Genomic DNA, 25,288 nt, shown 5'->3' with positions numbered 1-25,288 from the left:
GAGCAAGCCAAAGGGGCTCGCCTACTTTTAGTTATTTGGCGGAATAGCCATGCCTTTAATCTGCACCACGAAGTGCTGATGGCCTTTGGTGATGCGCGCACCGCGATCGCACCAGTGCGAGGCGAGACGGAAGAAATCGTCGCTGCCGATATCGTAAGCCAGTTCAACTTTATTGATACCCGAGTGCAGGAGTTCTTCCGCATCCTGCAGGTTTTTTGCTTTGATGACCATAATGGTTTCCATCGAAAAAACAAGAGCCCTAAGAGTAAGAGAAGTCTGTGACAGTTTTGTTTCAATTTGATGAAGCGCTGTCATATTTATCCAGAAATGTGATCTGGCTCGGTTTGGGTTGCTTTCGGTAACTTACTGATTAAAAACCAATAATCAGCAATTCTTTGGCGATAATCTGATAATGCTTTACTGCATTGAAAACATATGAAATCACCAGACTTTAAATTCTGCCTTTACTTCTAATATATATGAATTAGCATATGTGTTAGATTTTTTACCGGAACCTGGCCCAATGATTCCTGTTCAACTTTTCAAACTGCTTGCCGACGAAACGCGTACGACGATCGTTTTATTATTACGAGAGGCCGGAGAGCTGTGTGTCTGCGATCTCTGCACCGCTACCCAACAATCACAGCCAAAAATTTCACGCCACGTTGCCTTGCTGCGCGATGCTGAGCTGATTTTGGATCGACGTGAAGGCAAGTGGATTCACTATCGTCTTTCTCCGCATATGCCGGCATGGGCTGCATCGATTATCGATACGGCCTGGAATAGCCAGCGTGAGGAAGTGCGTGAGTCGCTGAAGAACGCCGCTGCTACGGGTTGTGAATAATCATTAAACACATTCGATTATTCGAATGCATTGGAGGCGTGATGTTTCTGGCAGGCGCAATATTTGTTTTGACCATCGTGTTTGTCATCTGGCAGCCGCGCGGCCTGAGCATTGGCTGGACAGCAACGATAGGGGCTTTACTGGCGCTGGTGACCGGCGTTATCCCGTTAAACGATATTCCCGCGGTGTGGCATATCGTCTGGAATGCGACAGCGGCTTTTATCGCCGTCATTATCATCAGCCTGTTGCTGGACGAATCCGGTTTTTTTGAGTGGTGCGCTTTGCACGTAGCGCGCTGGGGAAGTGGGCGAGGGCGGCTGCTTTTCACCTATATCGTGTTGCTCGGTGCATGCGTTGCCGCGCTTTTCGCCAATGATGGTGCGGCTCTGATATTGACGCCGATCGTCATCGCAATGCTGCTGGCACTGGGCTTTAGTAAAGGTGCAACGCTGGCTTTCGTCATGGCAGCAGGATTTATCGCCGATACCGCGAGTTTGCCGCTGATCGTATCCAATCTGGTTAACATCGTTTCCGCAGATTTCTTCAAATTGGGATTCAACGCTTACGCGGCGGTGATGGTTCCGGTTGATATTGCCGCTATTATCACCACGCTGATAGTGCTGCACCTTTTCTTTCGCAAAGACATTCCCGCCAGCTATGAGGTTTCACGCCTCAAACTACCAGATGAAGCCATAAAAGATCCCGCTACCTTTAAAGCCGGTTGGCTGGTGCTGTTGTTGCTATTGGTGGGATTTTTCCTGCTGGAGCCGCTGGGCATTCCAGTCAGTGCTATCGCCGCACTGGGCGCCTTAATTCTGTTTATCGTTGCCAAAAGAGGTCAGGCGATTAACATCGGTAAAGTGTTACGCAATGCGCCCTGGCAGATCGTGATTTTTTCGCTCGGCATGTACCTGGTAGTTTATGGCCTTAAAAATGCTGGGCTGACGCAACATCTCACTGACTTACTCAACCTCATTGCCAGCCACGGCTTATGGGCCGCCACCTTGGGTACCGGTTTGGTGACGGCGCTGCTTTCTTCAGTAATGAATAATATGCCAACGGTGCTGATTGGTGCGCTGTCGATTGATGCCAGCAGCGCGCAGGGCGTGATAAAGGAAGCGATGATTTATGCCAATGTTATTGGTTGCGACCTGGGGCCAAAAATTACGCCGATTGGCAGTCTCGCCACATTGCTATGGCTGCACGTACTCGACCAGAAGAACATCAACATTAGCTGGGGTTATTACTTCCGCGTGGGTGTCGTGATGACCTTGCCCGTGCTGTTCGTCACCCTTAGCGCGCTGGCCCTGCGCCTGACGTTGTCCCATTAAGAAGAGAGCACCATGACTGACATCACCATTTATCACAATCCCGCTTGCGGCACATCGCGCAACACGCTGGCGTTAATACGCAATAGCGGCGTTGAACCTACCGTTATTCTTTATCTTGAGACTCCGCCAAATCGTGAGCAACTTAAGGCGTTGATTAGCGCGATGGGGATCGATGCGCGCGCTTTATTACGCAACAATGTCGAACCCTACGAAAAATTGGGTTTGGCTGAAGAGCGTTTTAGTGACGAGCAACTCATCGAGGCGATGTTGAATTATCCCATCCTGATTAACCGTCCGATTGTTGTCTCCCCGCTGGGAACGCGTTTGTGCCGGCCTTCAGAAGCCGTGCTCGATATTCTTCCCGATGCGCAGCAGGGCGAATTCAGAAAGGAGGATGGTGAGAAGGTGATAGATCAGCAGGGTAATCGAATCGTTTAGACCGAATTAGAAACAATAAAAAAGCAGCCATAAGGCTGCTTTTTTGGATTTTGGTCGGCACGAGAGGATTTGAACCTCCGACCCCGGACACCCCATGACCGTGCGCTACCAGGCTGCGCTACGTGCCGAACGTGGAAGAATATTACTGTTTCTACGCACGATTGCAATATGAGCCGCATTTAACTGCCTCATAATTAATCAGTTTGCGACGAAACGCTTCTCTTCCGTCAGCACCTGCAGTAACAACGCCAGCTGCGGTTTATGATCTTTCAGTTTGTTACCCTGCGCATCGTAAGCGCTGTAGCTGCCATTGTTATTCAGCACCAGCGTCACGGTTGGCGTGGTCACTACCAGCTTGCCATCTTCGCTGCTCGCCACCCAATCGTGGCTGCGTTGTGCGGCAAACAGATCTTCACCCTGCGAGAAGTTAGCGGGATTAGTGCGCACGTGCAGCAGGCGCTGCATCAGCGTGGTCATCACATCCTGCTGATCGGTCAGACGATCGATGGTTTGCGCTGGCGTATTCGGCCAATGCACCACCAGCGGCACCTGTAACGTCGCACGGTTACCTGGATTGTCATCGTTGCTATCCAGATTGACCGCACGCTGCGCCGTGATCACCACCACGGTATTTTTCAGCAAATCGCGATCCTGCAAGGTTTGCAGCACCGCCTTAATCTGCTCGTCGACACCGCTTGCCTGACGCGTATAGCTACGCTGGCGCGCTTTTAGGTTGTCGCCATTGACCGTCACACCGTTAAGGGCAATCCACGAGAACCACGGCGCATTGTTTGATTTGTGGCCATTGAGCCAGTTCTGCCACTGCGTCACCGTGGTGCTATTCGGTTGGGTATCGGCCTGCGGCAGCGAGTAATCGGCTAACAAAGCCTGACGATACAGCGGTTGGCTGAAGCCGTCCGATGAGAACAAGCCAAACTGATAGCCTTGCGCGTTCAGCGCATTCAGCAGCACGGAAGGCGTACGCGACGCTAACACGCCATCCATATAGCTGGAAGAGATGCCGTAGAACAGGCCAAATAACCCTTTTTCCGGCTGTAGCCCCGCGCTGAAGTGCTGGGTGAAGCGCACGTTCTCACTGGCGAATTGATGAAGCGACGGCAGCGCTTTTTCCACCGTGGCGTTGTTCAGACCATCAACGGTTAGCACCAGCAGATTGTGGCGCGTACCGCCATCGCGGAAGGTAATGTCACTCAGTGGATACTGCACTGACAACGCTTCCGGATCACCCTGTTGCACCAGACGGCGCTGATACTCTTGCGCATCCAGCAAACCGTGACGCTCAAGGAAGCGACGCGCGGTCATTGGATAGGAGAGCGGCAGGTTGGCGCGCTGCATGGTAATTGGGCGATAGAAATTGGCATCGGCCCAAATATAGAGCAGATGACTGGCGAAGAAGGCGCTGATAAACAGCGCAGCCAGCGGCTTACCGAACGAGCGCCGATTAAGGCTGCGCAGCTTTTGCCAGCTCCAGGTCGCGAACAGCATTTCGACGAGGAAAATCAGCGGCACGCTGATAAACATCAGCTGCCAGTCGCGCGCCATCTCGCTTTGATCAGGGTTTATCACCAGCTCCCACACCACCGGATTGAGGTGCAAGTGGAAGCGGCTGAACACCGCGCTGTCGACCATAATCAACGTCAGCCCGGCGGTGGCGACAATCGCCGACAACACCCTAAGCAATCGCTGTGACATCACCACGAAAGTGAGCGGGAAGATGATCAGCAGATAACCGGCGAAGACGATGAAACTGAAATGACCGATCCAGCTGGTATAGGCATAGATACGTCCCGCGAGTGACGCGGGCCAGTCGGCGACCAACAGGTAGCGGCTGCCTAAAATTAACGCGAAGATAATATTAAACAGGGCAAACCAATGCCCCCAGCTGATCATCTGGGAGACTTTTTCACGGTAGCGCTGCCGGTTGGTTACCATATTATGAGGTCAAATCTGCATATTAATGAGCGTTATCATCGCGTACGGATGACTGCAACGCATCCGCGAAAGATCGAGCCAGGGTGCGGCGTTGAGCCGGTGAAACGCTGGTATTGATCAAGTTAGTTACCATGTTACCCAATACCATCAGGGAAAGGTCGGTTGGCGCTTTGTCTTTTTCAAGAATCTGCGCCATCTCTGCGAGGAGCTTTTCCACGCGTTCGTCACTGTAACGGGATGATTGTGGCATATCGTCGTCTAATCAAGGGTGAAAAGGCGGTATATTACCGTAACAACGCATTTTTTTCCGCAATTTTATCGCAAGCAGAGCGATCAGTTTGTGCTGGCAGTTGAAAGCGGCTGCGGGCGGTGTTTGAATACGCGCCTGAGCTAAAAGGAGAGTCTACCATGAGTCTGGATATCGACCAGATTGCCCTGCATCAGTTAGTTAAACGTGATGAAAACCAGCTTGAACTGGTACTGCGCGACACCTTGCTGCCTGCTACCCGCGCGGTTGAAGAGATGGCAGAAGAGCTGCACCGGGTATATAGCGCCAAAAGCAAAGCTTACGGCCTGTTTAACGAAGATAGCGAACTGGCCGATGCGTTGCGTAATTGCCGCAAAGGGGAAGATGACTTTCTGGCGTTTAGCCGTGCGGCAACCGGACGTCTGCGTGATGAACTGAGCAAATATCCGTTTGCGGAAGGCGGCGTGGTGCTGTTTTTACACTATCGCTATCTGGCCGTGGAATATTTGCTGATTGCGGTTCTCAACAGCCAGTCGAGCATGCGCGTTAACGAGCAGCTGGATATCAGCAGCACCCATTATCTCGATATCAATCATGCGGATATTGTGGCGCGTATCGATCTCACCGAGTGGGAAACTAACCCGGAATCCACCCGTTATCTGACCTTCCTGCGCGGTCGCGTGGGGCGTAAAGTAGCGGATTTCTTCATGGATTTCCTTGGCGCTAGCGTCGGTCTGGACACCAAAGCGCAAAACCGTGGGCTGCTGCAAGCGGTTGATGATTACTGCGCCGAATCGGATCTCGATAAAAACGAGCGTCAGAACTATCGTCAGCAGGTTTACAGCTACTGTAACGATCAGCTGCAGGCAGGCGAAGAGATTGCGCTGCACGATCTCTCCAGTGAATTACCGCCGCTGGGAGAAAAAACGTTTCAGGCCTTTACCCAAGAGCAAGGTTACGAGCTGGAAGAGACCTTCCCTGCGGATCGTAGCACCTTGCGCCAGTTGACCAAGTTTGCGGGCAGCGGCGGCGGATTAACCCTGAACTTTGATGCCATGCTGCTCGGCGAGCGCATCTTCTGGGATCCCACCACCGACACGCTGACCATTAAAGGCACGCCACCGAATTTGCGCGATCAGCTGCAACGCCGCACCAGCAGTAAATGAAAAAAGCCGGGTCACCAAAGTGCCCGGCTTTTCTATTAGAACGAATAGTTTATGCCACTGCTGATGAGAGAATCGGTGCGGAACTTGCCACCAAAGCTATGCTTCGCGCCAATATTCGCTGACCAGTTGTCGCTGATTTTCCCCTCTAAACCCAGATGAACCCGATAACGATCGTCGTTCAGCGCGCCATAAACGCGTCGGCTGTGGCGATCCTCAAGGGTTAGTGAAGAGCCAGAACGGCCCGATGAAAACTGTTTTTCAACGGTGGCGCTCAATCGCACGCGTGGCAGCAGCGTACCGAGCCCCTGCTTGCTGACTTCAATACCCGGCGCGAGTCCCCACGGCATGGCTGAACTCAGGGCAATGCTGGCCTCTCTGCTTTCCAGCGTATAACCCGGTAAATAGCCTGCGCTGGCTCTCAGGTAAGGCGATAGCGTGAAAGATGCATCCAGCAGAGGGTAGGATTTACCCCATTTTGCACTGCCTGCCAGCATATGGCTGGTTTTTGAGGTGCTTTTTACTCCCAATACCGGGTCAAGGTGAATGTCCTGACGCAGATGCAGGTAGCTGGCAGCAAGATCCATAAACCATCCTTCATCGCTCATTCCGCTCGCATACAGGCCCAGAGTGCTCAGTTTATGGCTAATGCTGGCTTCTTCCCCGGCATTTCCCTGGCTGTAACTGGCGGTCACGCCATAAAGCCAGGCATCCGCTTGCGCATCGGCGCCGATCTCTAGCCTGCTGTCTTTTAACGTTACGCTATCCATTCTGCCGCGATTTTGGCTGAGGCTGGCCCATGCGCCGCTATTTTCATGGTTACCGCGCAGTAGCTGAGCGCGATCGGTCAGCATATTGCTGATTTCACTGAACAGATAGTGGCGCGAAGCGAGCAGGGCGCGAGTACTCTGCACCAGCGGCTGATTATCAATGATCTCAAACCAGTCTTCTGCAGTACCCGGATTTGGCGTGATCTCGGGCTCAGGTTTCACTTCTGGTTCAGGCTTAACTTCCGGTTCAGGCGTAATGTCGGGTTCGGGATGAGTCTCCGGATCGGGGTCAATTACCGGATCGGGTGGTAACACCGGATCAGGCGTTTTGGCAATGATCCATTTCACCCGACCATTCTCTTCCACAACCTGATAATCAGCGGTATAGAGCGAGAAACCGCGTTTGACGGGAGGTAGCGTGAAATAGTCGTGCGCGGTTCCGGCGGGCGCGTTGATCAGCACGATCTCTTTCGCGATGCGGTTGGGGAAGGTTTCACCCAGCATAAAACCAAGATCGAGGGTGTTGCTGCCGCCCTGCACGCTGGACCCAATGTATAAACTGTCGCTGATGGCGGACTGTGGCGCGATGCCGAAACCAAGCTGCAGATGATTTGCTGTCAGATGTTCCACAGAGAGCAGCTTCGGCGTCCAGGCCATTTCATCTGCAGAAAGAAGCGAGATGATACCGCCTTTACCTGCATCCATCCGATGCACGCGGCTGTTACCATTCATGTTCCAGAATGTTTCACTGCTCAGGGTGACTCGCGCTGAGTGACTGTCGTTGATGTGGCCGTGGTAATCGACTTTGCCAAGGTGAAGCAATGCGTTATCGCCCAGCGAGATATTGCCCTCGACCGAGCTGGCAGGAAGGAAACGCAACTCTTCCGCGTTTCGCTGTGCAACTTTGCAGCTGCCCTTAGAGCTTTGCACCGGCGAGGTGCAGCGTAAAATTTGCTGCTCATCAGCAGCATCGGGATGGTAGCCAAGGATAACCTGGCTGTTGTCGCCCGCCTGGATATCGGCTTTAACCTGCGCATATTCACCGACCTGAAAACGTGCATTGTCATCTACTAAAATGTTATTGGCGGTGAAAGAGGAAGTGTACCAATCGTTGTCAATGATCAGGCCGCCGGCATGAGGAACGGGTTGCCCGGACAGCAGAAGAGTCCCTTTATTGACGCTGATATTTCCATTTAAATGGATATTACCGGTCAGTGCGAAATGTGTATTTCCACTCTCCGGAGATAAATTCACATCTAATGCACCATTATTTTTATCCGACGAGCGCGTGCCAATGTCTCCGCGGAAAACTAAATCATTTAACTGTGATAGTCGATAATCGACGGCTTGAACCAGATCATATCCCAGATACTTCCAGTCTTCATTGTCCTGCTGATTTGTGGGGAAGTACCAATACTTCTCTTTTTTTAATTGAAAATACTCTTTACGTTGCGTTCTCGAATTATAATATTCATAAATATCACCAATATTACCAATGTCGACACTACTCCAGGTGTTAATGTTGATATCGCTACGTGAGTACCCTGTAAGCATTAGACTGGCCGAGGTTAATTCACTCTGATTGATCACTGCCGCACCGCTATCCGTGTGATTAATCTTTCGCATTATGAGATTATTACCATTAAGATCCAATGTCCCCCCACGATAACCAAAATAAATGTTATCAGGATTAACCTGGTCTTCGCTCGCTAAAATAACGGTAGGCCGACCGCTCGCTAAATACAGTCGAGAAAATGCCTGGCGATTTCCTTGCGCATCTTTTTGTTGATCCAGAATAACGGTGCCATCGCCGATATTCAGTCCGCCTTCATTGACACCTGTAGCATTAATATATAAGACGCCACCGCCAATTTTGTGTAAATCATCATCTTTTAGTCCATTCACTTGCCAGATGACTTTTTTCCCTTCATCGATTTCAACGCCGCCGCCCACCCAGGTTGCGCCCACATTCTCTGCAGATTTCAGGGTGTAGTTATTAGAAAACTGTAGTTTTCCTGCTCCCAGATTAACGGCCTCATTAAGAATAATGTCTCCGCCCGCGCCGTTAAAGCGAATATCTTTGGTTGCATCAAGTTCAATAAGGCTGGCTTTGCCTGGCGCCAAATGACGATATGTGTTGTCTAAACCTTGCCAACCCCAGTTTTTACTACCCTGAACCAGCTTATCTGCATTCCAGTAAATTGGGCCATTATTCGCAAAATCAGTGACATCGGGAGATATTGTTGGCAATAATCCCATTGAAATATTCTTCATTAAAACGTGTTGAGATAACTTTGCGACCATAAGGCGTTGCGCTACCATAACCACCATAATGTACACCAGCGAGTTTCCATTTTTTATCAACATTGTCGTAGACGTAAATAGGGCTGCCACTGTCACCGCCGCCGGTTGATATTGATAAAGCGGATGAATATTGATGGCCAGGTTCATATTGAATCCAATAGAAATCGTCATTTTTTTCTTTGTTGAAGGTAATGGTGTCAATATTAATTGTTCCACCCGCTAACCATTTATAGGCACTGGCCAGGAACTCTTTCTCAGTGAGGTCATTTGTGACCTGTGTCATTTCACCAGCACCCGCGCGCACATAAGCAATATACCGAGAGCCATGTCCTTTCTGAAGCTCATTACGTTCCACATAATCTATTGGCGCTACTTCGGTTACAACTTTGTTTAACCGTGGCAGAATATTATCCTGAACGGCGGATTGATTGCGGTTAATAAAAAGATAACGGGAGGAATAAGCAGAAGGACCGCCAAAAGAAACGCTACCCAAAGCGGTTACGTGCCGTGTGGTGGTTACATAGGATGGATTAATCAATGTGGCAAACCCGCGACGAGATACACTGCTAAGGTCGGGCATGGCAAAATCAAGATAACCACTCAGCTCGCCATCTTTCTTAAAAATGGGAATGTTGCTTAAGCCGACACGATATTTACCCATATTCTCGGCAAAATCACGGTATTCTTGCACGTTAATGTCATGACGCATTACGCCCGCATAGCCAGAAAATGAGATGAGTATGATGCCATAGCCCAAGGCAGGTATTTTTTTCACTTGAAGTCCTTGCAGACAAATTCTGGAGAAATGTTAAAACGGTATTCTCCATGGTTTGTGAAAGCTTCATGGTAAAGAACAGTCTCAAATAAACGAAGGCAGAGAGAAATGAAAGACAGGGGTTTTTAGGAAGGGAAGATATCGGGTTATTTTTTATGCCTAAAATAAAAGGGCCGGTTTCGCAACCGGCCCTTCTACCTTCAACTCATTCAGCAATTAAGCGCGAACGAAGTCGATGTGGAAAAGTTTTGGCTTGAACGGATGACGCTGTACCGCCTGAGCTTTAACTTTAACTTCTTTGCCATCAACCGCGATGGTCAGCACTTCGCTGTAGAACTCAGGTTTAACCTGTACGTTCATCACTGCATCGTGGTCGAGTTCGATAGCAATTGGTGCTTCATTTCCGCCATAGATGATGGCTGGGAATTTGTTTGCTACACGCAGGCGGCGGCTCGCACCCTTACCCTGGTCTTTACGTACTTCAGCGTTAATAGTGAACATTTGATGTCTCTTCAATAGTTCCTGCTACAGGCGACCCAGCAACAGGACGGTTATTCAAACTGCTTTTACGGATGCAAAAGCGGGCGGCATTATAGCCCCAATGATGCTGCAGGGGCAAATGATTCCGCCGCTTAACGCAGCTCATTGGCACGGCGATAACGGCCCTGATAATCAAACATTTTTTCGCGAATCTGCCAGAAATGGCCTTTTGCGCGTGCCACCACAAAGTCCGGATGACGCAATAAAGGCTGTAAGGCGATGACATCCGCTGCGGTTTGCCAGCCAAGTTCCACGCCCGGCGCGCGCTGATGCGGGCGCATAAACAGCTGCTCAAAGGCTTTACGTTGTGCTGGCGTTTGCAGGCGAAAACGCTCGCTGACGCTGGTGCCATCTTCATCGAAATAGGTGGCTTTCAGCCATTCGCCTTTATCATCGCGCCCTTGCTCCAGCGTCATGCCGGCGCAGCGCAACACGCGCGCATCTTTCAGTTTCAGCGCCGCTTTCAGCATGTCATCCGGATCGACCAGAATTTTGTCGCATTGATGGCAGCGTCGCGCGGCGATGTCATTCTCGGCGCCGCAATCCGGGCAGCTTTTGAAGCGAAAGCGATAATCACACTGTTCGCGCTCGCCTTCATCATCTTCCAGTACGCCCTGACAGCGGCGGCCAAAATGCTCGATGATGTGTCCATCTTCGGTGGTTTTGCCCCAGAAGGTATTGGCGAAACCGCAGGCGGGACAAAAAACCTGCACCGGCTGATTGTCGCTGGCCCCTTTCGGCGCGCCGACTTCGGGGGTGAAAAGATCGTGTGGATTACCGGCGTAATCCAGCACCAGACAATCGGTTTTGCCGGGTGACAAGCGTAAACCGCGACCGACGATCTGCTGGTAGAGGCTAACGGATTCGGTAGGGCGCAAAATGGCGATCAAATCAACGTGGGGTGCGTCAAAGCCGGTGGTCAGAACGGCAACGTTGACCAGGAACTTCAGCTGCTGCGCTTTAAATGCACCAATCAAGCGGTCACGATCCTTTACTGCCGTTTCCGCCGAGACCAGCGCGCTGTTTTCAGGCAGCAGCGTGAGGATTTCACGGGCATGTTCCACGGTGGAGGCAAACACCATCACGCCACGGCGATCTTCAGCAAACTCAATAATCTGGCGAATAATATGCGGCGTTACGCGATGCTGTTGTTTCAGCTCGCGGTTGAGATCGGCTTCGCTAAACAGTCCATTATTTTGCGGGATCAGGCGGCTGAAATCGTACTGCACCACCGGCATATCTAAGCGCTCCGGCGGCACCAGAAAGCCGTGTTTGATCATATAGCGCAGCGGCAGCTCATAAATGCAGTCGCGGAACAGCGCTTTCTCATCGCCGCGCACCATGCCGTGATAGTGGAACTGATATATCCAGCCTTTGCCGAGTCGGAAGGGCGTGGCGGTCAAACCCAACAGGCGCAACTGCGGATTGTGCTGCCGCAGGTGGGCGAACAGCAGCTGATACTGGCTCTCTTCGTTATCGCTGATGCGGTGACACTCATCAACGATCACCAGTGAAAAGGCGCTATCGAAGCGATCAAGATTGCGTGCTACCGACTGCACGCTGCCAAACACCACTTTGCTTTCGCTCTGTTTGCGCTGCAAACCCGCGGCGAAGATGTCTGCTTCAAGTCCATAAGCCTGATATTTGCTGTGATTCTGCTCCACCAGCTCTTTGACGTGGGCCAGCACCAATACCCGTCCACGCGCTAGCCGCGCCAGTTCAGCAATCACCAGACTCTTACCCGCCCCGGTCGGCAGCACAATCACCGCAGGCGTGGTATGGCGACGAAAGTGGTTGAGGGTGGCGTCAACCGCCTCTTGTTGGTATGGGCGCAGGGAGAATGACATCGGGGCAAACTTTTTTCTGGAACGGACGCGCATTATGCCATGAAAGCCAGTTAAACGCAGGTTCACTACTGTTAGCACTCTAAGGATCAAGCTATACTGCCCACACTTTCTTAACGGACAAAAACACCGTTTCAGTTTCCCCCGCAGTAACAGGCAAAGCGAATTCATGCGACTCGAAAAATTCATATCTCAGCAACTGGAAGTTAGCCGTGCTATCGCCGGACGCGAAATCCGCGCCAAAAAAGTCACCATTAACGGCGAAGTTGTGCGCGATGCGGCATACAAAGTACAGCCAGACGATGAAGTCGAATACGACGGCAATCCGCTGGTGGTGCAGCAAGGACCGCGCTATTTCATGCTGAATAAGCCGCAGGGTTACGTCTGCTCAACCGACGATCCCGATCATCCCACCGTGCTGTTCTTTATCGAAGAACCCGCGGCGTTCAAGCTGCATGCGGCGGGCCGTCTGGATATCGACACCACTGGTTTGGTGCTGCTGACCGACGATGGCCAATGGTCACACCGCATTACCTCACCGAAGCATCACCTGGAAAAAACCTATCTGGTGGAAGTGGAGGAGCCAATCGATCCTGTCCTGGTTGAGAAGTTCGCTGCGGGTGTACAGCTGCACAATGAAAAAGAGCTCACCAAGCCGGCCGTGCTAGAGATTCTCGATGAGAAAGCCGCCCGTTTGACTATCAGCGAAGGGCGTTACCATCAGGTCAAACGCATGTTTGCGGCGATGGGTAACCATGTCTCAGCGCTGCATCGCGAACGTATTGGTGACATCGAGCTGGATGAAGATCTCGGCGAAGGTGAATATCGTGAACTGACCCAGCAAGAGGTCGACAGCATCGGCCTGCCAGAAGAACTCAAACAACGTAAATAGCGGGAGAACGCGGTGCGCAAGGAAAAGAATTCACCGGTCGGTTTAGTGGTCATCCTCGGATTGCTGGCAATGCTGATGCCGCTCTCTATCGATATGTATCTGCCGGCCATGCCGCAAATCGCCCATGAGTTTGCGGTTTCAGCGGGCAGTGTGCAGATGACGCTCAACCTTTACATCCTCGGTTTCGCCATTGGCCAGTTAGTTTATGGTCCACTGGCAGACAGCTACGGACGTAAACCGGTGATTGTGCTGGGAACGCTAATTTTTGCCTGCGCCGCCGCGGCTTGCGCGCTGTCACAAACCATCGATCAGCTGATCTTTATGCGCTTCCTGCACGGCTTATCGGCCGCCGCTGCCAGCGTGGTGATCAACGCCTTGATGCGCGACACCTACTCGAAAGAGGACTTCTCGCGCATGATGTCATTCGTGATGCTGGTGACCACCATCGCGCCGCTGCTGGCACCGATTATCGGTGGCTGGCTGCTGTTGCTGTGGAACTGGCACGCCATTTTCTGGACGCTGGCAGGTGCCGCGCTGTTCACCACCATGCTGGTCGTGACGCAAATTCGTGAAACGCTCAAGCCCGAACAGCGCCAGCGCTTTCATCTGCGGACCACGCTGGGCAACTTTGTGGCGCTGGTGCGCCACAAGCGCGCCTTCAGTTACATGCTGGCGAGCGGTTTCTCCTTTGCCGGATTATTCACCTTCCTCAACGCCGGTCCGTTTGTCTACATCGAAGTAAACCACGTTTCCCCGCAGAACTTTGGCTATTACTTTGGCCTGAACGTGGTGTTCCTGTTCGTGATGACGTTGATCAACAGCCGCGCCGTGCGCCGTTTTGGTCCGGTGAAAATGTTCCGCATGGGATTGTTGATTCAGTTCGCGATGGGCGTTTGGCTGTTGATTTCCAGCGCGCTGGATTTGGGCTTCTTGTCGCTGGTGTTTGGCGTGGCGATGTTTATTGGCTGCGTCTCGACGGTGTCGTCGAACGCGATGGCGGTGATTCTGGATGAGTTTCCGCATATGGCGGGCACCGCTTCTTCGCTGGCGGGAACGCTGCGTTTTGGCGTCGGTGCTTTAGTCGGCGCGCTGCTCTCATTAGTCAGCATTAACAGCGCCTGGCCGATGGTTGCCACCATTGCGCTGTGCGCCACAATTTCGATTGTGCTGTTCACCTATGCTTCGCGGCCTCAACAGCCGGCGTGACATCCCCAGGGTCGTCATAAATGGCGACCTGGCCTCTCTTAATTCTTCTCCCTCACTCGCTAATCCCCATTCATTCGTTATGCTTAATGTTTCCATTATGTGAAAATTTAGAGATAAAAAAGTAACGATAATGCGTCTAAAATGATTGTTAACCGCAGCCGAACACGGTAAACATAGGCATAAATGTGAGAAGCCTCGCAAATTATAAATTGGCTACACGCTTTGTGTTTAAAACGAGAAGGCAGACTGAATTGGTATTCAGAGCTAATCAGGTTGGGATTCACCACGTTGTGCCGTCGTCGTGAATAAAGTTAACGTCTCTGGGGGCCGTATAACTATGCTGCAACTTTCCGTTGTGCATCGCTTGCCACAACATTATCGCTGGTCGCTGGAACATGCGGGTGAAATTGTGCGTCAGGAAGCAGCGAATGGCGCGCATGCCGAAGATTTAGTGGTGCTGCGCCTGCTGAGTCATGATGGTCATCCGGCGCTGGAAATTCTGCACCAGCTGAAGGAGACGCTGGCGCAGATACAGGTCGAGTGCAAAATCGCCGAGTGTGAAGGGCAGCCTTGCCTGCTGATTCAACGTGATGACGAAAGCGCGACCAACTGCTGCCTGAAAAATCAGGGTGTCGCTATCGCCGAAACCTTTGATGGTCACTGACTCAGATCTTTTCCCTGCGCAGACGCCAGTAGCTGCCGCGTGTAATCGGCTGCTGGTGCGTTAAACAGCGTTTCGCAATCACCTTGCTCCACCACTTCACCCTGACGCAGCACAATCAGCTGATGACAGAGCGCGCGCACCACCTGCAAATCATGGCTGATAAACAGATAGGCGAGCTGATGCTGCTGCTGCAAACGGCGCAGTAAGGTGAGAATTTGCTTCTGCACCGAGCGGTCCAGCGACGAGGTGGGTTCATCCAGCACAATCAGCTGCGGCTCCAGGATCAACGCGCGGGCGATCGCGATGCGCTGGCGCTGACCGCCTGAAAACTCCGCCGGATAGCGCGAGCGGCTGTCGGCATCGAGCCCCACTTCCTGCATCACCGCAATCACTTTGGCTTCCTGCTCCGCACTGCTCAGTTCCGGGCGATGCACCGCTAAACCTTCCGCAATCACCTGTTGCACCGTCATGCGCGGATTGAGCGACGAATTGGGATCCTGAAACACCACCTGAATGCGCTGGCGCAGCGGCAATAACTGCTTTGGCGACAGCTGATGCAGCGGCTGATCCTCGAACCAGATTTCACCGCGCGCGCTAATTAAACGCAGCAGCGCCAGGCCCGTTGTACTCTTGCCCGAACCCGATTCGCCCACCAGTCCGAGGCTTTCGCCACGCCGCAGGGTAAAGCTAAGATCCTTCAGCGCCATCTTCTCTGCCTCGGTGCGACGCAGCAATCCCCGCCGGATCGGGAAACCAACCTGTAAATTCTTCACCTGCAACAGCGATTGCGCATCCAGCAGCGGCACCGGTTCGCCATCCGGCTCGGCGGCGATCAGTTCGCGCGTATAGGGCTGCTGCGGCTGGCTGAACAGCATATCGCAGCGATTGTGTTCCACAACGCGGCCATTGCGCATCACCGTGACGCTGTGCGCCAGCTGACGCACGATATTCAGGTTATGGGTGATGAACAACATGCCCATGTTGAGTTCACGCTGCAGTTCGCGCAGCAGTTGCAGAATCTGCGCCTGAACCGTCACATCCAGCGCGGTGGTCGGTTCATCGGCGATCAGCAGCTTCGGCTGGGTTAGCAGCGCCATGGCGATCATCACGCGCTGTCGCTCACCACCAGAAAGCTGGTGCGGAAAATCTTGCAAGCGCGATGCCGCATGGCGAATGCCGACGCGATCCAGGCAGCTCAGCATTTCGCCACGCGCGGCTTCGCGCCGCATGCCGCGATGCACCGACAGCACTTCATACAGCTGCTTCTCCACGTTATGCAGTGGATTGAGCGACACCATCGGTTCCTGAAAAATCATCGCCATCTGGTTGCCACGCAGCCCGCGCAGGGTGCGTTCGCTGGCTTGCAAAATATCCTGGCCGTTAAACAAGATTTCGCCTTGCGGATAGTTGACCGGCGGTTGCGGCAATAAGCGCATGATCGACAGCGCAGTCACGCTTTTACCTGAACCGGATTCGCCCACCAGCGCCAGCGTTTCGCCGGCGTCAATCTGCAGCGAAATGTCTTCTACCACGCGGCGATCCTGAAAGGCCACCGCCAGATGATTCACCGTTAACAGGCTCATTTAGCGTCCTCGACTCGGGTCAAAGGCATCGCGTACCGCTTCGCCGATAAATATCAGTAACGACAGCAGCAGGGCGAGGGCAAAGAAGCCCGCCAGTCCAAGCCACGGCGCCTGTAAATTGTTTTTGCCCTGTAACAGCAGCTCGCCGAGCGATGGCGATCCCACTGGCAAACCAAAACCCAGGAAGTCCAGCGAAGTTAGTGTGGTGATTGAGCCGCACAGAATAAACGGCAAAAACGTCAGCGTGGCGACCATAGCGTTGGGCAGCATGTGGCGCAGCATAATGCGGCTATCGCTGACGCCGAGCGCACGCGCCGCACGGATATAATCGTAGTTGCGCGCACGCAGGAATTCGGCGCGCACCACGCTTACCAGGCTCATCCAGCCAAACACCACTGTTACCAGCAGCAGCCACCAGAAGCCGGGCTGAATCACGCTGGAGAGCAGAATCAGCAGGAACAGCGACGGCATGCCGGACCACACCTCAATCAGGCGTTGACCCACCAAATCGATGCGGCCGCCAAAGTAGCCTTGCACCGCGCCAACCACGATGCCAATCACGCTGGAGAACAGCGTCAGCATGATGCCGAACAGCAATGAGATGCGCGTGCCATACAGCAAGCGTGCCAGCACATCGCCACCGTTAGCATCGGTGCCAAGCCAGTTTTGTGCCGAAGGTGGCGAAGGGAAGGGCACATCGGTGGCGAAGTTGATGGTGCTGTCGCTGAAGCGAATCGGTGCCCAGATCGCCCAACCTTGTTGATCGATGCGCTGCTTCAGCCAGGGATCCTGATAATCAGCGGGTGTGGAAAAATCGCCGCCGTAATCACTTTCGCTGTAGTTGAACAGCAGCGGCACGTACCAGCGCTGCTGATAATGCACCAGCAGCGGTTTGTCGTTGGCCAGCAACTCAGCGCCCAACGACAGGACAAAAATGATCAGGAAAATCCACAGCGACCAGTAACCGCGACGGTTATGGCGAAAACGCTGCCAGCGCTGCTGGTTAACCGGAGATAAGCGCATCAGCGTCCCTCAAAATCAATGCGCGGATCGACCAGCGTGTAGGTCAGATCGCTAAGAATGTTCATCAACAGGCCAATCAAGGTGAAGATATAGAGCGTGCCAAACATCACCGGATAGTCGCGCTGAATAGTGGCGTCATAGCCGAGCAGGCCCAAACCATTGAGTGAGAACATCACCTCTATCAACACCGAGCTGGTGAAAAACATGCTGATAAAGGTGGCGGGGAAACCGGCGATCACCAGCAGCATGGCGTTGCGGAACACGTGGCCGTACAGCACGCGCTTCTCATCCAGCCCTTTGGCGCGCGCGGTGACCACATATTGTTTGCGGATCTCATCAAGGAACGAGTTTTTAGTCAGCATGGTCAGCGTGGCGAAACCGCCAATCACCGTAGCCAGCACCGGCAGCGTGATGTGCCACAGATAATCGCTGATTTTGCTGTACCACGGCAGCGCATCAAACTGCGGTGACGTCAGGCCGCGCAGCGGGAACCAGTCGAAATAGCTGCCGCCGGCGAACAGCACTATCAGCATGATGCCGAACAGAAATGCCGGGATCGAATAGCCAATGATGATAAAAGTGCTGCTCCAGATATCGAAAGCGCTGCCGTTACGCACCGCTTTTTTGATGCCCAGCGGAATTGATACCAGGTAAATGATCAAGGTGCTCCACAATCCCAGGCTGATGGAGACCGGCAAACTCTCTTTGATCAGCTGCAGCACCGATGCGCTGCGGAACAGGCTGTCGCCGAAATCAAAACGAATGTAGTTCCACAGCATTTCACCGTAACGCTGCAGCAGCGGTTTATCGAAGCCATAGCGATGCTTAATTTCCGCGATCACTTCCGGATCGAGTCCGCGAGCGCCGCGATATTGGCTGTCGCCGGGATTGTCACGCATCAGCGCACCGCGCGCGCCGCTGTCGCCGCCGCCTGAGCCGGGAATGCCGGTGCTGTGACCAAACTGCACGTTGGCTAACGCCTGATCCACCGGTCCACCCGGCGCAATCTGCACAATAAAGAAGTTCAGGGTGATGATCGCCCAAAGTGTCGGGATGATCAGCAGTAACCTGCGAAGAAAATAGGCTGCCAAACCGTGCTCCTCAGCGTCGATTGGCCGGCAATCGCCCGGCTTTGTTCACATCGTACCACCAGTTTTCCAGACCGGTAGCAAACGCGGGTTTAATCTCGGGATGGGAAAACTTGTCCCAATACGCCATGCGATCTTCCGCGCTGTACCACATCGGAATCATGTAGGCATTCCACAGCAGGATGCGATCCAGCGCCTGGCCGAGCGGCAGCAGCGCTTTCTCATCGCCCTGATGCTCAACGATCTGCTGCACAAAATGGTCGACGATGGGATCTTTCACGCGCGGCCTGTTCCAGGAAGAGTCAATAAATTGAGATTGCCAAATCGTTTGCAAGCTGGTCGAGGGCCATGGCATGGCGTAATAGAGCGATGGGATCATGTCGTAGTCGCCTTCGCGCATACGGCGGAGATATTGCGAGCTGTCAATCTGGCGCAGCGAGACCTGGATGCCAAGCCGTTGCAAGCTGTGCTGGAACGGCAACGCCCAGTCGTTTTGCGTACCGCTGCGCATCAGTAATTCGAAACGGAACGGCTGGCCGGATTTCACATTCACCAATTGCTGATTTCTGATTTCCCAACCCGCCGCTTTCAGCAAGTTCATGGCTTGCAACAGGTTGCCGCGATCGAAACCGCTGCCGTCAGAACGTGGCGGGGCATACTCATTGTTGAACACTTCGGGCGGCAGCTGCGCTTTGTAGGGCGCCAGCAGGATCAACTGCTCGGCTTTGGGATAGCCAAGCGCTGCATATTCAGTGTTCTGGAAATAGCTGCGCGTGCGTTTATAAGCACCATAGAACAAGGCTTTGTTCATCCACTCGAAATCGAACGCCAGCGTGATGGCTTCACGTACGCGACGATCGGCGAACAGCGGTTTTTCGTTGTTAAATGCCAGCCATTGCGTGTCGGTGGAAACGGTGTTGGGAATGGTCGATTTGACGATGGCGTGACTGTCAAAGTTGCGACCGCGATATTGTGTCGCCCATTTCTTCGCTGAACTCTCTTCGCGCAAATCGTAAGCGCCGGCTTTAAAGGCCTCAAACGCCACGTTGTCATCAAGATAATAGTCATAACGCAAAGTATCGAAGTTAAAACGCCCGCGATTCACTGGCAGATTGGCGGCCCAGTAATCTTTCACCCGGCTGTACTGGATAAACTGACCCGATTTATAGGAGGTGACGCGATAAGGCCCGCTGGCCAGCGGCGGATAACCAATCGGCTCGTTAAAGTTTTTGTTTTGCCAGAATTTTTCCGGGATGACCGGCAGCGTTAGCCAGCTGAGAATCCGATCTTTGTCCGGTTTCGGCATGTCGATACGCACGGTGAGACGGTTTAGCGCTTTCACTTGCACGTCACGAAACGCCACGCGGAACTGCGGCACACCTTCCGTCATGAATTTCTGGAAGGTGAAAGCCACATCCTGCGCGGTAATCGGTGTTCCGTCCTGAAACTGTGCATGAGGATTGATCGACACTTCCATCCAGCGATAGTCGTCGGGATAGCGCGCTGATTCCGCGATCAGCGGATAGTAGCTGCCAGGTTCATCATCGGAGGTGGTAAACAAGCCGTCATACAGCGTATCGGTACCGATGCCGGGATTGCCGCGCGAGGCGAAACGGTTGAAGTTGTCGTAGGTGCCCACCACCGCCAGCGTGATCTTGCCGCCTTTGGGCGCGGCGGGATTGGCGTAATCGTAGTGAGTGAAATTCACCGCATATTTCGGCTCGCCCAGCTTAGCGAAGGCATAGCTTTCATTGATGGTGGCGGCATGCAGCGGCGCAGTGGCGCTACAAATGAACAACGCTGTGACAAGACGCAGCAGCATAAGTGGGGCGATCTCCTGTGGTGTTCCGCACTTTATGGTAGCAGTTTCATGGGGTTCGCGTGATGTTAACTCAGCGCGCGCTGGCGTTGATAATAGCTGACGAGGTTTTCGGGGCGTAACGGACGACTAAACAGATAGCCCTGCAAATGCGTCACGCCGCGATTCACCAGCCACGCCGCCTGATCGCCCGTTTCGACCCCTTCAGCGACGGTTTTGAGATTGAGTTTTTTCGCCAGCAGCAGCACTGCATCAAGCACCGGTGAGGTGACGGTTTCTGTACCAATACTTTGCACAAAACCGCGATCGATTTTCAGGTAATCGAACGGATATTTTTCCAGATAGATCAGCGCGCTATGCCCGGTGCCGAAATCATCAATCGCTATTTTAAAATTGTTCTCATGTAGCCAGGCGAAGATTTCTCCCGCGCTTTTTTCACCGACCATGCTGCGTTCGGTAATTTCAAACACATAGTTGAAGTGATCGGTGGGCATGATGTTAATCCATGCCTGGACATCGCGCCGGAAGCTCTCTGAAGCGAGATGCAGCGGCGAGAGATTGAGGCTCAGGCGCGTGCCGCGCGGCAGCTGTTTACAGAGAAACTGGGCATCGCGCGCCACCAGCGTGAACAGATGCTGAGTGAGCGGAATAATCAGGTTTTGCGCTTCGGCGTAGCTGATAAAGGCATCCGGCGGAATCATGCCTTCAGTGGGATGCGTCCAGCGCAGCAGCGCTTCCACGCCGTAGGGTTGTCCATCGTGCGCGGTGACCAGCGGCTGGTATTCAACATGAAACTGGCCGCGTTTAATGCCCTGCATGATCTCTTTGCCCGGCCGCTGATGTCGCGTCAGCAACAACCCGCTTAGCGCGGAAATCAGCAGTGAGAAGAGGATGCCGGTCAGCAACGTCAGTGAGTAATCGCGAGGCGCTAAGGTGGTGCCAAACAGCACGAAGTGCAGATCGCTGTTATTAAAGGCTATTTCATGCAGCGATGCCGGTAAATCACTCGCGCGTACCACGTTGTTGCTGCCGCTCAACAGCGCTTTGTTGCCGACCACCAGCGCCATGCCGGTGATTTCGGGATGATAAGAGGCCAGCAGCTGATAAGGCGTCAGGCTGATGTTCATGGTGGCGAAAAGGCCGGTCTCGGCTGAACCTGGATTTTTCACCCATAGCACCAGCGCCGGTTTCTTCGGTAGCAATGGCGTGCCTTCCAGCAAGCGCATATCGCGATCGCGTTCCAGTTCAGACTCAGGTGAAATATCGTTGGCTGGCATCAGAAACGCGCCGGTGGCAGAAGAGCAGTAAGCGTTGCCATCACGCACCAGCAGGATGGCGCGGATATTACCGGCAAAGGCGGCGCGAGAAGTGAGCTCACGACTGACGTTGTTGCAGGCTAACTGGGTGTATTGCTGTAAGGGATAAAGTGTATCGACCAGGCTTGCTATCACCTGTTGTAAATCGTCGCGGCTGTGTGCCAGAAGCTGTTCGTGTTGTTGTACGCGTTTTTGCCAGGTGAGTGTTAATAGCACGGTGACAAAAAGCAGAAAGAATGCCGCGCCGATAATCGCGCTATGCCAGGCGATACGGCGTGAATAACTGCTGTGGTGTTTTAATGTCCCTGACAGTGGCATGGAGTGCATTCCCCTTGTCTTGCCATTTTTTATTATGTTTATCGTTTGGTCACTACCCACTTCAGACCGCAGCCACGGTGATAACGGTGTCTGCAGCGCAATATCTGGGTATCAGGAAGTCAACGAGAATATAACGAGAGCGCGAAGAATGTCTCGTTATATTTTTGATTCTCAATTACTTTTTATCGGTTGGATTTGAGTTAAAAACTACGGGCGAAAAAAAAACGCTGCCGGGGCAGCGTTTCTGATTCTCTGGCTGAGAGGATCATCAAAGAAATACGTTAGCTTGGGTTTTTAGCAAGAACCCGACGCGCTTCGCGGTAACGATTTTTCCAATAACTGTCATTCAGGTTGGAAATCATTACGCCACTGCTGGTGGACGCGTGAACAAAGTTATCGTTGCCAAGATAGATGCCCACGTGGCGACCGGTAGAACCGGCGCGGAACAGCACTAAGTCACCTGCGCGCAATTTATTGCGTGAAATCTCTTTACCGGTGTCTTGCTGTTCAGACGTTGAGCGTGGCAAATCTAAACCGAACTGCTCGCGAAAGGTGCGCTGAACAAAAGCAGAACAATCAATGCCGCGTTTGGTGTCGCCGCCTAAGCGATAACGTACACCTTTCCAGTCACTGTACTGTTCCATGATGCGGGACTTAACGTCCACGTTCTGCACCATCTGTTCAAATTCGTCCTGAGACGCTTGAAGTAAAAAACCATTCTGGTTGTTAACTTCATGATTCTCGTTATTCGCGTTCTGACCGTTATGGGTACTGCTGCATGCTGATAAAAGTGTTGCGAGTGCTACCGCGGGAATGATCCGCCTGAGGTATCTCAGAATTGGTTGAGACTTGACCATTGTACGTGTTTTCCTTCGATTTCCTTACGACAGAATGTCGTCAGCCAGATGACAAAACGGGTTGAGATTAATAAGTACGACCGTCTAAGACAAATCCTTAATTACTAAAATGTGTTAATGCACACATTTTTGTCGCTTTCAGCACCGCATTTTATGCTGTTGCTTACTAATCGGATTTGAGGTTAACCGATTACAGACCGCGTGGCGAGTGCTTTTATATAAATATTCAAAGGTTTTTTCGATGTGAAATCAATCTGTAACACAATGGCGACTTTATCAACAATTGGCAGCGATTTAATAGCCAAACAGCGGTGCAATAAGGGGGTAATTCTGGCGCTAAGGCCGATTTTAAGAGGGTTCGGGCTGGACAGCTTAGGATTAAGGCTATTGTTCCGCGTTTTTCATCATAATCTTTTCTTTTATCTGAATAATGTTAGTTTGCTAATAGTTTATTCAGGTTTTAAATAAGCGCGAGCGACTGACTTTTTGTTCTATGATCACTCGCGCTTAACAATTACGTGCGCGGCTTATATTTGCCCGGCAACGAACGGTTCAGCCAATTCACCAGCTTGTCGCTGAAGGGCGTTAACAGGCACCAGCTCATGCCAACCAGCACCACTGACAACGAACCCACAGCGATATCAGTAAACCAGTGCGCACCCGCCATCACACGTGGCAGAGCAAACACCACGGTAATCATTAAACCCACCAGAAACGCGCGGAAGCCGAAATAGCGCCACATAAAGCAGGTGAAGATCATCAGCATCATGCCGTGGTCGCCAGGGAAGCTATCTTTCGAGGCATCTTTGGCCGGGATGCCGGTCAGTTCGCTTACGCGATGCACATTCTCAAAGAACAGCGTTGGGCTGGAGTGCTGTACCGGCAGCAGATGACCGAGTTGGTTCAGTACTACCGCGCTCAGCAGCATCGTGATGCCAATGGCCAGCAAACGGCGGCGACCTTGCGGCGTCTCGCGACGCCAGTAGCTTAAATAGAGCAAACCCATAGCCAACAGCGAAACCACATCGAAACCGCGGAAGTTAGTGATGGCCACTAACAGTGCGAAACCGTGATGATCAACCATCTGGTCATTGAAGCCATAAAAGATGGCTTTATCGATACCAAACCAGAAGCCGTGATCCGGCGGCAGGTACCATGAAAGGAAAAGCATCACGCCCAGCGCATTCAGCAGCAGGATGGTGATTAATCGAGAAGCGCGCATAGAAAATAGACTCAAAGTGAAAACAACGGGGCAACCTAACGCATCTAATTTAAACGAATCTTCAACAAAGCGGTCTGCAAAAGGTTCCAGTCAGCAGGCTGATGATGAATCAATTCGATGCGGCTATCCGGCGGTGTGGTAGGACGGGTTTCTATAAACAGATCGTCGCCCTGGCGATTGATATTCACTAAACCATCGGCAGTGCGCAACACACCTTTAACGCGATCAACTGGCGCATGCCTTGCCCACTCTAGCGCTTTGATCGTATCAAACACGGTTTCACCATCGAAAATCCAGCCACAGGAAGCATAGCCCTGACCTTCATTTAGCGCACGACGCCAGCGCGCCTGGCCATCCAGTTTCAGTGCGGCCAAGCCTTGTGGACGTGAATTCTGGTGGTGATGTGCTGCATCGGGAACCGCACGATCCGCCAAGGCGGGTTGAGTCAACAGCGCGGGATCGATGCGTCCCCACGCCGCTTCCACCAGCTGACGCTCGCCCAAAAATTGCTGTTGCCAGGTCTGTAACCGCTGACGATCATCATCGTTCCAGCGGTCGCTTTTGTTCGCCACGATGATATCGGCCGCCACCAGCTGATCGCGGAAATTCTCATTCTCCACTACGCGTGCGTCGGCAAGCTGGCGCGGATCGAGCAGCGTTAAGGTGGCATCCACCTGAATCCAGGGTTGATAGACGGCAGCACGCAGCATATTCAGCAGCTGTTTGGGATGGCCAAGGCCGGTGGGTTCGATAATCAGACGATCGGGTTTAGCCTGTTTCAGCAGCATGTTCAGCCCAACCTGCAGCGGCAAGCCGTTAACGCAGCACATGCAGCCGCCGGGAATCTCTTTCAGCGTGGCACCGCGATCGGCGAGCAGTGCGCCGTCGATGCCAATTTCGCCAAATTCGTTGACCAGAATCGCCCAGTTTTCATCGGCGGGTTTATTGGCTAACAGATGCAGCAGAGTGGTGGTTTTTCCGCTGCCGAGAAATCCGGTGATGAGGTTTACGCGCGTCACAAAAGGGCTCCCAAAAAAAGAGAATAAATCGCGCGTGGATGAGAGGCATCCGGCGCGCACGGCCTTGTTATA

22 protein-coding genes and 1 tRNA gene are annotated in these 25,288 nt (G+C 52.7%); 7 read left to right on the top strand and 16 right to left on the bottom strand.

What is annotated here, in order from left to right:
* Positions 1-27: 27 nt before the first annotated feature.
* Positions 28-231, bottom strand: coding sequence for a hypothetical protein (locus ACVLVH_RS07555; RefSeq protein WP_192411487.1), 204 nt, complete (start codon positions 229-231; stop codon positions 28-30).
* A 292-nt stretch (positions 232-523) separates the two neighbouring features.
* Between ACVLVH_RS07555 and ACVLVH_RS07550 the strand changes: the two genes are divergently transcribed.
* Genes ACVLVH_RS07550 through arsC form a run of 3 tightly spaced genes read left to right on the top strand, consistent with a single transcriptional unit; the run spans position 524 to position 2,613 of the window.
* Positions 524-844 (top strand): metalloregulator ArsR/SmtB family transcription factor, encoded by a 321-nt coding sequence (locus ACVLVH_RS07550; RefSeq protein WP_192411488.1) that lies wholly within the window; start codon positions 524-526, stop codon positions 842-844.
* A gap of 41 nt (positions 845-885) precedes the next feature.
* Entirely contained in the window at positions 886-2,175 is a 1,290-nt protein-coding gene (locus tag ACVLVH_RS07545) for an arsenic transporter (RefSeq protein WP_192411489.1), read from the top strand.
* A 12-nt stretch (positions 2,176-2,187) separates the two neighbouring features.
* The gene (gene arsC, locus ACVLVH_RS07540) at positions 2,188-2,613 is read left to right on the top strand and encodes a glutaredoxin-dependent arsenate reductase (protein ID WP_101763684.1); all 426 of its coding nucleotides are present in this window, start codon (positions 2,188-2,190) and stop codon (positions 2,611-2,613) included.
* Between the two features lie 51 nt (positions 2,614-2,664).
* Here arsC and ACVLVH_RS07535 read toward each other — a convergent pair.
* From ACVLVH_RS07535 to ACVLVH_RS07525, 3 genes are all read right to left on the bottom strand, one after another.
* A tRNA-Pro gene (locus ACVLVH_RS07535) sits at positions 2,665-2,741 on the bottom strand.
* Positions 2,742-2,811: 70 nt separating this feature from the next.
* A complete protein-coding gene (gene yejM, locus ACVLVH_RS07530) occupies positions 2,812-4,566 on the bottom strand; it encodes an LPS biosynthesis-modulating metalloenzyme YejM (RefSeq protein WP_101763685.1) in 1,755 nt (584 codons plus the stop codon).
* 22 nt (positions 4,567-4,588) lie between these two features.
* Complete coding sequence (locus tag ACVLVH_RS07525; RefSeq protein WP_036648480.1) at positions 4,589-4,816, bottom strand: YejL family protein; 228 nt, start codon at positions 4,814-4,816, stop codon at positions 4,589-4,591.
* Positions 4,817-4,974: 158 nt separating this feature from the next.
* Between ACVLVH_RS07525 and yejK the strand changes: the two genes are divergently transcribed.
* Positions 4,975-5,979, top strand: coding sequence for a nucleoid-associated protein YejK (yejK, locus tag ACVLVH_RS07520; protein ID WP_101763686.1), 1,005 nt, complete (start codon positions 4,975-4,977; stop codon positions 5,977-5,979).
* Between the two features lie 35 nt (positions 5,980-6,014).
* On the opposite strand, the gene ACVLVH_RS07515 is transcribed toward yejK, so the two are convergent.
* The 4 genes from ACVLVH_RS07515 to radD all read right to left on the bottom strand — a co-directional run bounded on the left by ACVLVH_RS07515 (position 6,015) and on the right by radD (position 12,212).
* A complete protein-coding gene (locus ACVLVH_RS07515) occupies positions 6,015-9,077 on the bottom strand; it encodes an autotransporter outer membrane beta-barrel domain-containing protein (RefSeq protein WP_498949134.1) in 3,063 nt (1,020 codons plus the stop codon).
* On the bottom strand, positions 8,968-9,825 hold the full coding sequence (locus ACVLVH_RS07510) for a S6 family peptidase (protein ID WP_498949133.1): 858 nt from the start codon (positions 9,823-9,825) through the stop codon (positions 8,968-8,970). The genes ACVLVH_RS07515 and ACVLVH_RS07510 overlap by 110 nt, the downstream gene beginning before the upstream one ends.
* A 216-nt stretch (positions 9,826-10,041) precedes the next feature.
* Complete coding sequence (rplY, locus tag ACVLVH_RS07505) at positions 10,042-10,326, bottom strand: 50S ribosomal protein L25 (RefSeq protein ID WP_101763688.1); 285 nt, start codon at positions 10,324-10,326, stop codon at positions 10,042-10,044.
* Between the two features lie 131 nt (positions 10,327-10,457).
* The gene (gene radD / locus ACVLVH_RS07500) at positions 10,458-12,212 is read right to left on the bottom strand and encodes a DNA repair helicase RadD (protein ID WP_280171888.1); all 1,755 of its coding nucleotides are present in this window, start codon (positions 12,210-12,212) and stop codon (positions 10,458-10,460) included.
* 166 nt (positions 12,213-12,378) lie between these two features.
* Between radD and rsuA the strand changes: the two genes are divergently transcribed.
* The 3 genes from rsuA (at position 12,379) to ACVLVH_RS07485 (ending at position 14,971) form a co-directional block, all read left to right on the top strand.
* Positions 12,379-13,101, top strand: coding sequence for a 16S rRNA pseudouridine(516) synthase RsuA (gene rsuA / locus ACVLVH_RS07495; protein ID WP_101763690.1), 723 nt, complete (start codon positions 12,379-12,381; stop codon positions 13,099-13,101).
* A 12-nt stretch (positions 13,102-13,113) separates the two neighbouring features.
* Complete coding sequence (locus ACVLVH_RS07490; protein ID WP_192233314.1) at positions 13,114-14,307, top strand: Bcr/CflA family multidrug efflux MFS transporter; 1,194 nt, start codon at positions 13,114-13,116, stop codon at positions 14,305-14,307.
* A 337-nt stretch (positions 14,308-14,644) separates the two neighbouring features.
* Positions 14,645-14,971, top strand: a complete 327-nt coding sequence (locus ACVLVH_RS07485) for a YejG family protein (protein ID WP_462061891.1) — start codon at positions 14,645-14,647, stop codon at positions 14,969-14,971.
* Here the strand turns inward: ACVLVH_RS07485 and yejF are convergent.
* The 8 genes from yejF to ACVLVH_RS07445 form a co-directional block, all read right to left on the bottom strand.
* Entirely contained in the window at positions 14,965-16,554 is a 1,590-nt protein-coding gene (gene yejF, locus ACVLVH_RS07480) for a microcin C ABC transporter ATP-binding protein YejF (protein ID WP_498949132.1), read from the bottom strand. The two genes, ACVLVH_RS07485 and yejF, sit on opposite strands and share 7 nt — an antisense overlap.
* Entirely contained in the window at positions 16,555-17,577 is a 1,023-nt protein-coding gene (locus ACVLVH_RS07475) for an ABC transporter permease (protein WP_101763694.1), read from the bottom strand.
* On the bottom strand, positions 17,577-18,668 hold the full coding sequence (locus tag ACVLVH_RS07470; RefSeq protein WP_137386169.1) for a microcin C ABC transporter permease YejB: 1,092 nt from the start codon (positions 18,666-18,668) through the stop codon (positions 17,577-17,579). Before ACVLVH_RS07470 ends, ACVLVH_RS07475 begins: the two co-directional genes overlap by 1 nt.
* A gap of 10 nt (positions 18,669-18,678) precedes the next feature.
* The gene (locus ACVLVH_RS07465; protein ID WP_462061889.1) at positions 18,679-20,487 is read right to left on the bottom strand and encodes an extracellular solute-binding protein; all 1,809 of its coding nucleotides are present in this window, start codon (positions 20,485-20,487) and stop codon (positions 18,679-18,681) included.
* Positions 20,488-20,552: 65 nt separating this feature from the next.
* Complete coding sequence (gene pdeN / locus ACVLVH_RS07460) at positions 20,553-22,118, bottom strand: cyclic di-3',5'-guanosine monophosphate phosphodiesterase PdeN (protein WP_271460832.1); 1,566 nt, start codon at positions 22,116-22,118, stop codon at positions 20,553-20,555.
* Between the two features lie 281 nt (positions 22,119-22,399).
* Positions 22,400-22,975, bottom strand: a complete 576-nt coding sequence (gene mepS, locus ACVLVH_RS07455) for a bifunctional murein DD-endopeptidase/murein LD-carboxypeptidase (RefSeq protein ID WP_008105015.1) — start codon at positions 22,973-22,975, stop codon at positions 22,400-22,402.
* Between the two features lie 514 nt (positions 22,976-23,489).
* Complete coding sequence (locus ACVLVH_RS07450) at positions 23,490-24,197, bottom strand: phosphatase PAP2 family protein (protein WP_176972348.1); 708 nt, start codon at positions 24,195-24,197, stop codon at positions 23,490-23,492.
* 44 nt (positions 24,198-24,241) lie between these two features.
* A complete protein-coding gene (locus ACVLVH_RS07445) occupies positions 24,242-25,216 on the bottom strand; it encodes a CobW family GTP-binding protein (protein WP_498949131.1) in 975 nt (324 codons plus the stop codon).
* Positions 25,217-25,288 lie beyond the last annotated feature (72 nt).

It is taken from the genome of Kluyvera sp. 1366 (genome assembly GCF_054823405.1).
This window is presented reverse-complemented; position numbering and strand designations above follow the sequence as displayed.

What these genes read in the sequence shown, in the direction of transcription:
- ACVLVH_RS07475 (WP_101763694.1), bottom strand. Translation starts at nt 17,577, where the DNA reads ATGCGCTTATCTCCGGTTAACCAGCAGCGCTGGCAGCGTTTTCGCCAT.
- yejK (WP_101763686.1), top strand. Translation starts at nt 4,975, where the DNA reads ATGAGTCTGGATATCGACCAGATTGCCCTGCATCAGTTAGTTAAACGT.
- ACVLVH_RS07545 (WP_192411489.1), top strand. Translation starts at nt 886, where the DNA reads ATGTTTCTGGCAGGCGCAATATTTGTTTTGACCATCGTGTTTGTCATC.
- radD (WP_280171888.1), bottom strand. Translation starts at nt 12,212, where the DNA reads ATGTCATTCTCCCTGCGCCCATACCAACAAGAGGCGGTTGACGCCACC.
- ACVLVH_RS07555 (WP_192411487.1), bottom strand. Translation starts at nt 231, where the DNA reads ATGGTCATCAAAGCAAAAAACCTGCAGGATGCGGAAGAACTCCTGCAC.
- yejF (WP_498949132.1), bottom strand. Translation starts at nt 16,554, where the DNA reads ATGAGCCTGTTAACGGTGAATCATCTGGCGGTGGCCTTTCAGGATCGC.
- ACVLVH_RS07525 (WP_036648480.1), bottom strand. Translation starts at nt 4,816, where the DNA reads ATGCCACAATCATCCCGTTACAGTGACGAACGCGTGGAAAAGCTCCTC.
- yejM (WP_101763685.1), bottom strand. Translation starts at nt 4,566, where the DNA reads ATGGTAACCAACCGGCAGCGCTACCGTGAAAAAGTCTCCCAGATGATC.
- rplY (WP_101763688.1), bottom strand. Translation starts at nt 10,326, where the DNA reads ATGTTCACTATTAACGCTGAAGTACGTAAAGACCAGGGTAAGGGTGCG.
- ACVLVH_RS07550 (WP_192411488.1), top strand. Translation starts at nt 524, where the DNA reads ATGATTCCTGTTCAACTTTTCAAACTGCTTGCCGACGAAACGCGTACG.
- ACVLVH_RS07485 (WP_462061891.1), top strand. Translation starts at nt 14,645, where the DNA reads ATGCTGCAACTTTCCGTTGTGCATCGCTTGCCACAACATTATCGCTGG.
- pdeN (WP_271460832.1), bottom strand. Translation starts at nt 22,118, where the DNA reads ATGCCACTGTCAGGGACATTAAAACACCACAGCAGTTATTCACGCCGT.
- rsuA (WP_101763690.1), top strand. Translation starts at nt 12,379, where the DNA reads ATGCGACTCGAAAAATTCATATCTCAGCAACTGGAAGTTAGCCGTGCT.
- ACVLVH_RS07450 (WP_176972348.1), bottom strand. Translation starts at nt 24,197, where the DNA reads ATGCGCGCTTCTCGATTAATCACCATCCTGCTGCTGAATGCGCTGGGC.
- mepS (WP_008105015.1), bottom strand. Translation starts at nt 22,975, where the DNA reads ATGGTCAAGTCTCAACCAATTCTGAGATACCTCAGGCGGATCATTCCC.
- ACVLVH_RS07515 (WP_498949134.1), bottom strand. Translation starts at nt 9,077, where the DNA reads ATGGTGGTTATGGTAGCGCAACGCCTTATGGTCGCAAAGTTATCTCAA.
- ACVLVH_RS07465 (WP_462061889.1), bottom strand. Translation starts at nt 20,487, where the DNA reads ATGCTGCTGCGTCTTGTCACAGCGTTGTTCATTTGTAGCGCCACTGCG.
- arsC (WP_101763684.1), top strand. Translation starts at nt 2,188, where the DNA reads ATGACTGACATCACCATTTATCACAATCCCGCTTGCGGCACATCGCGC.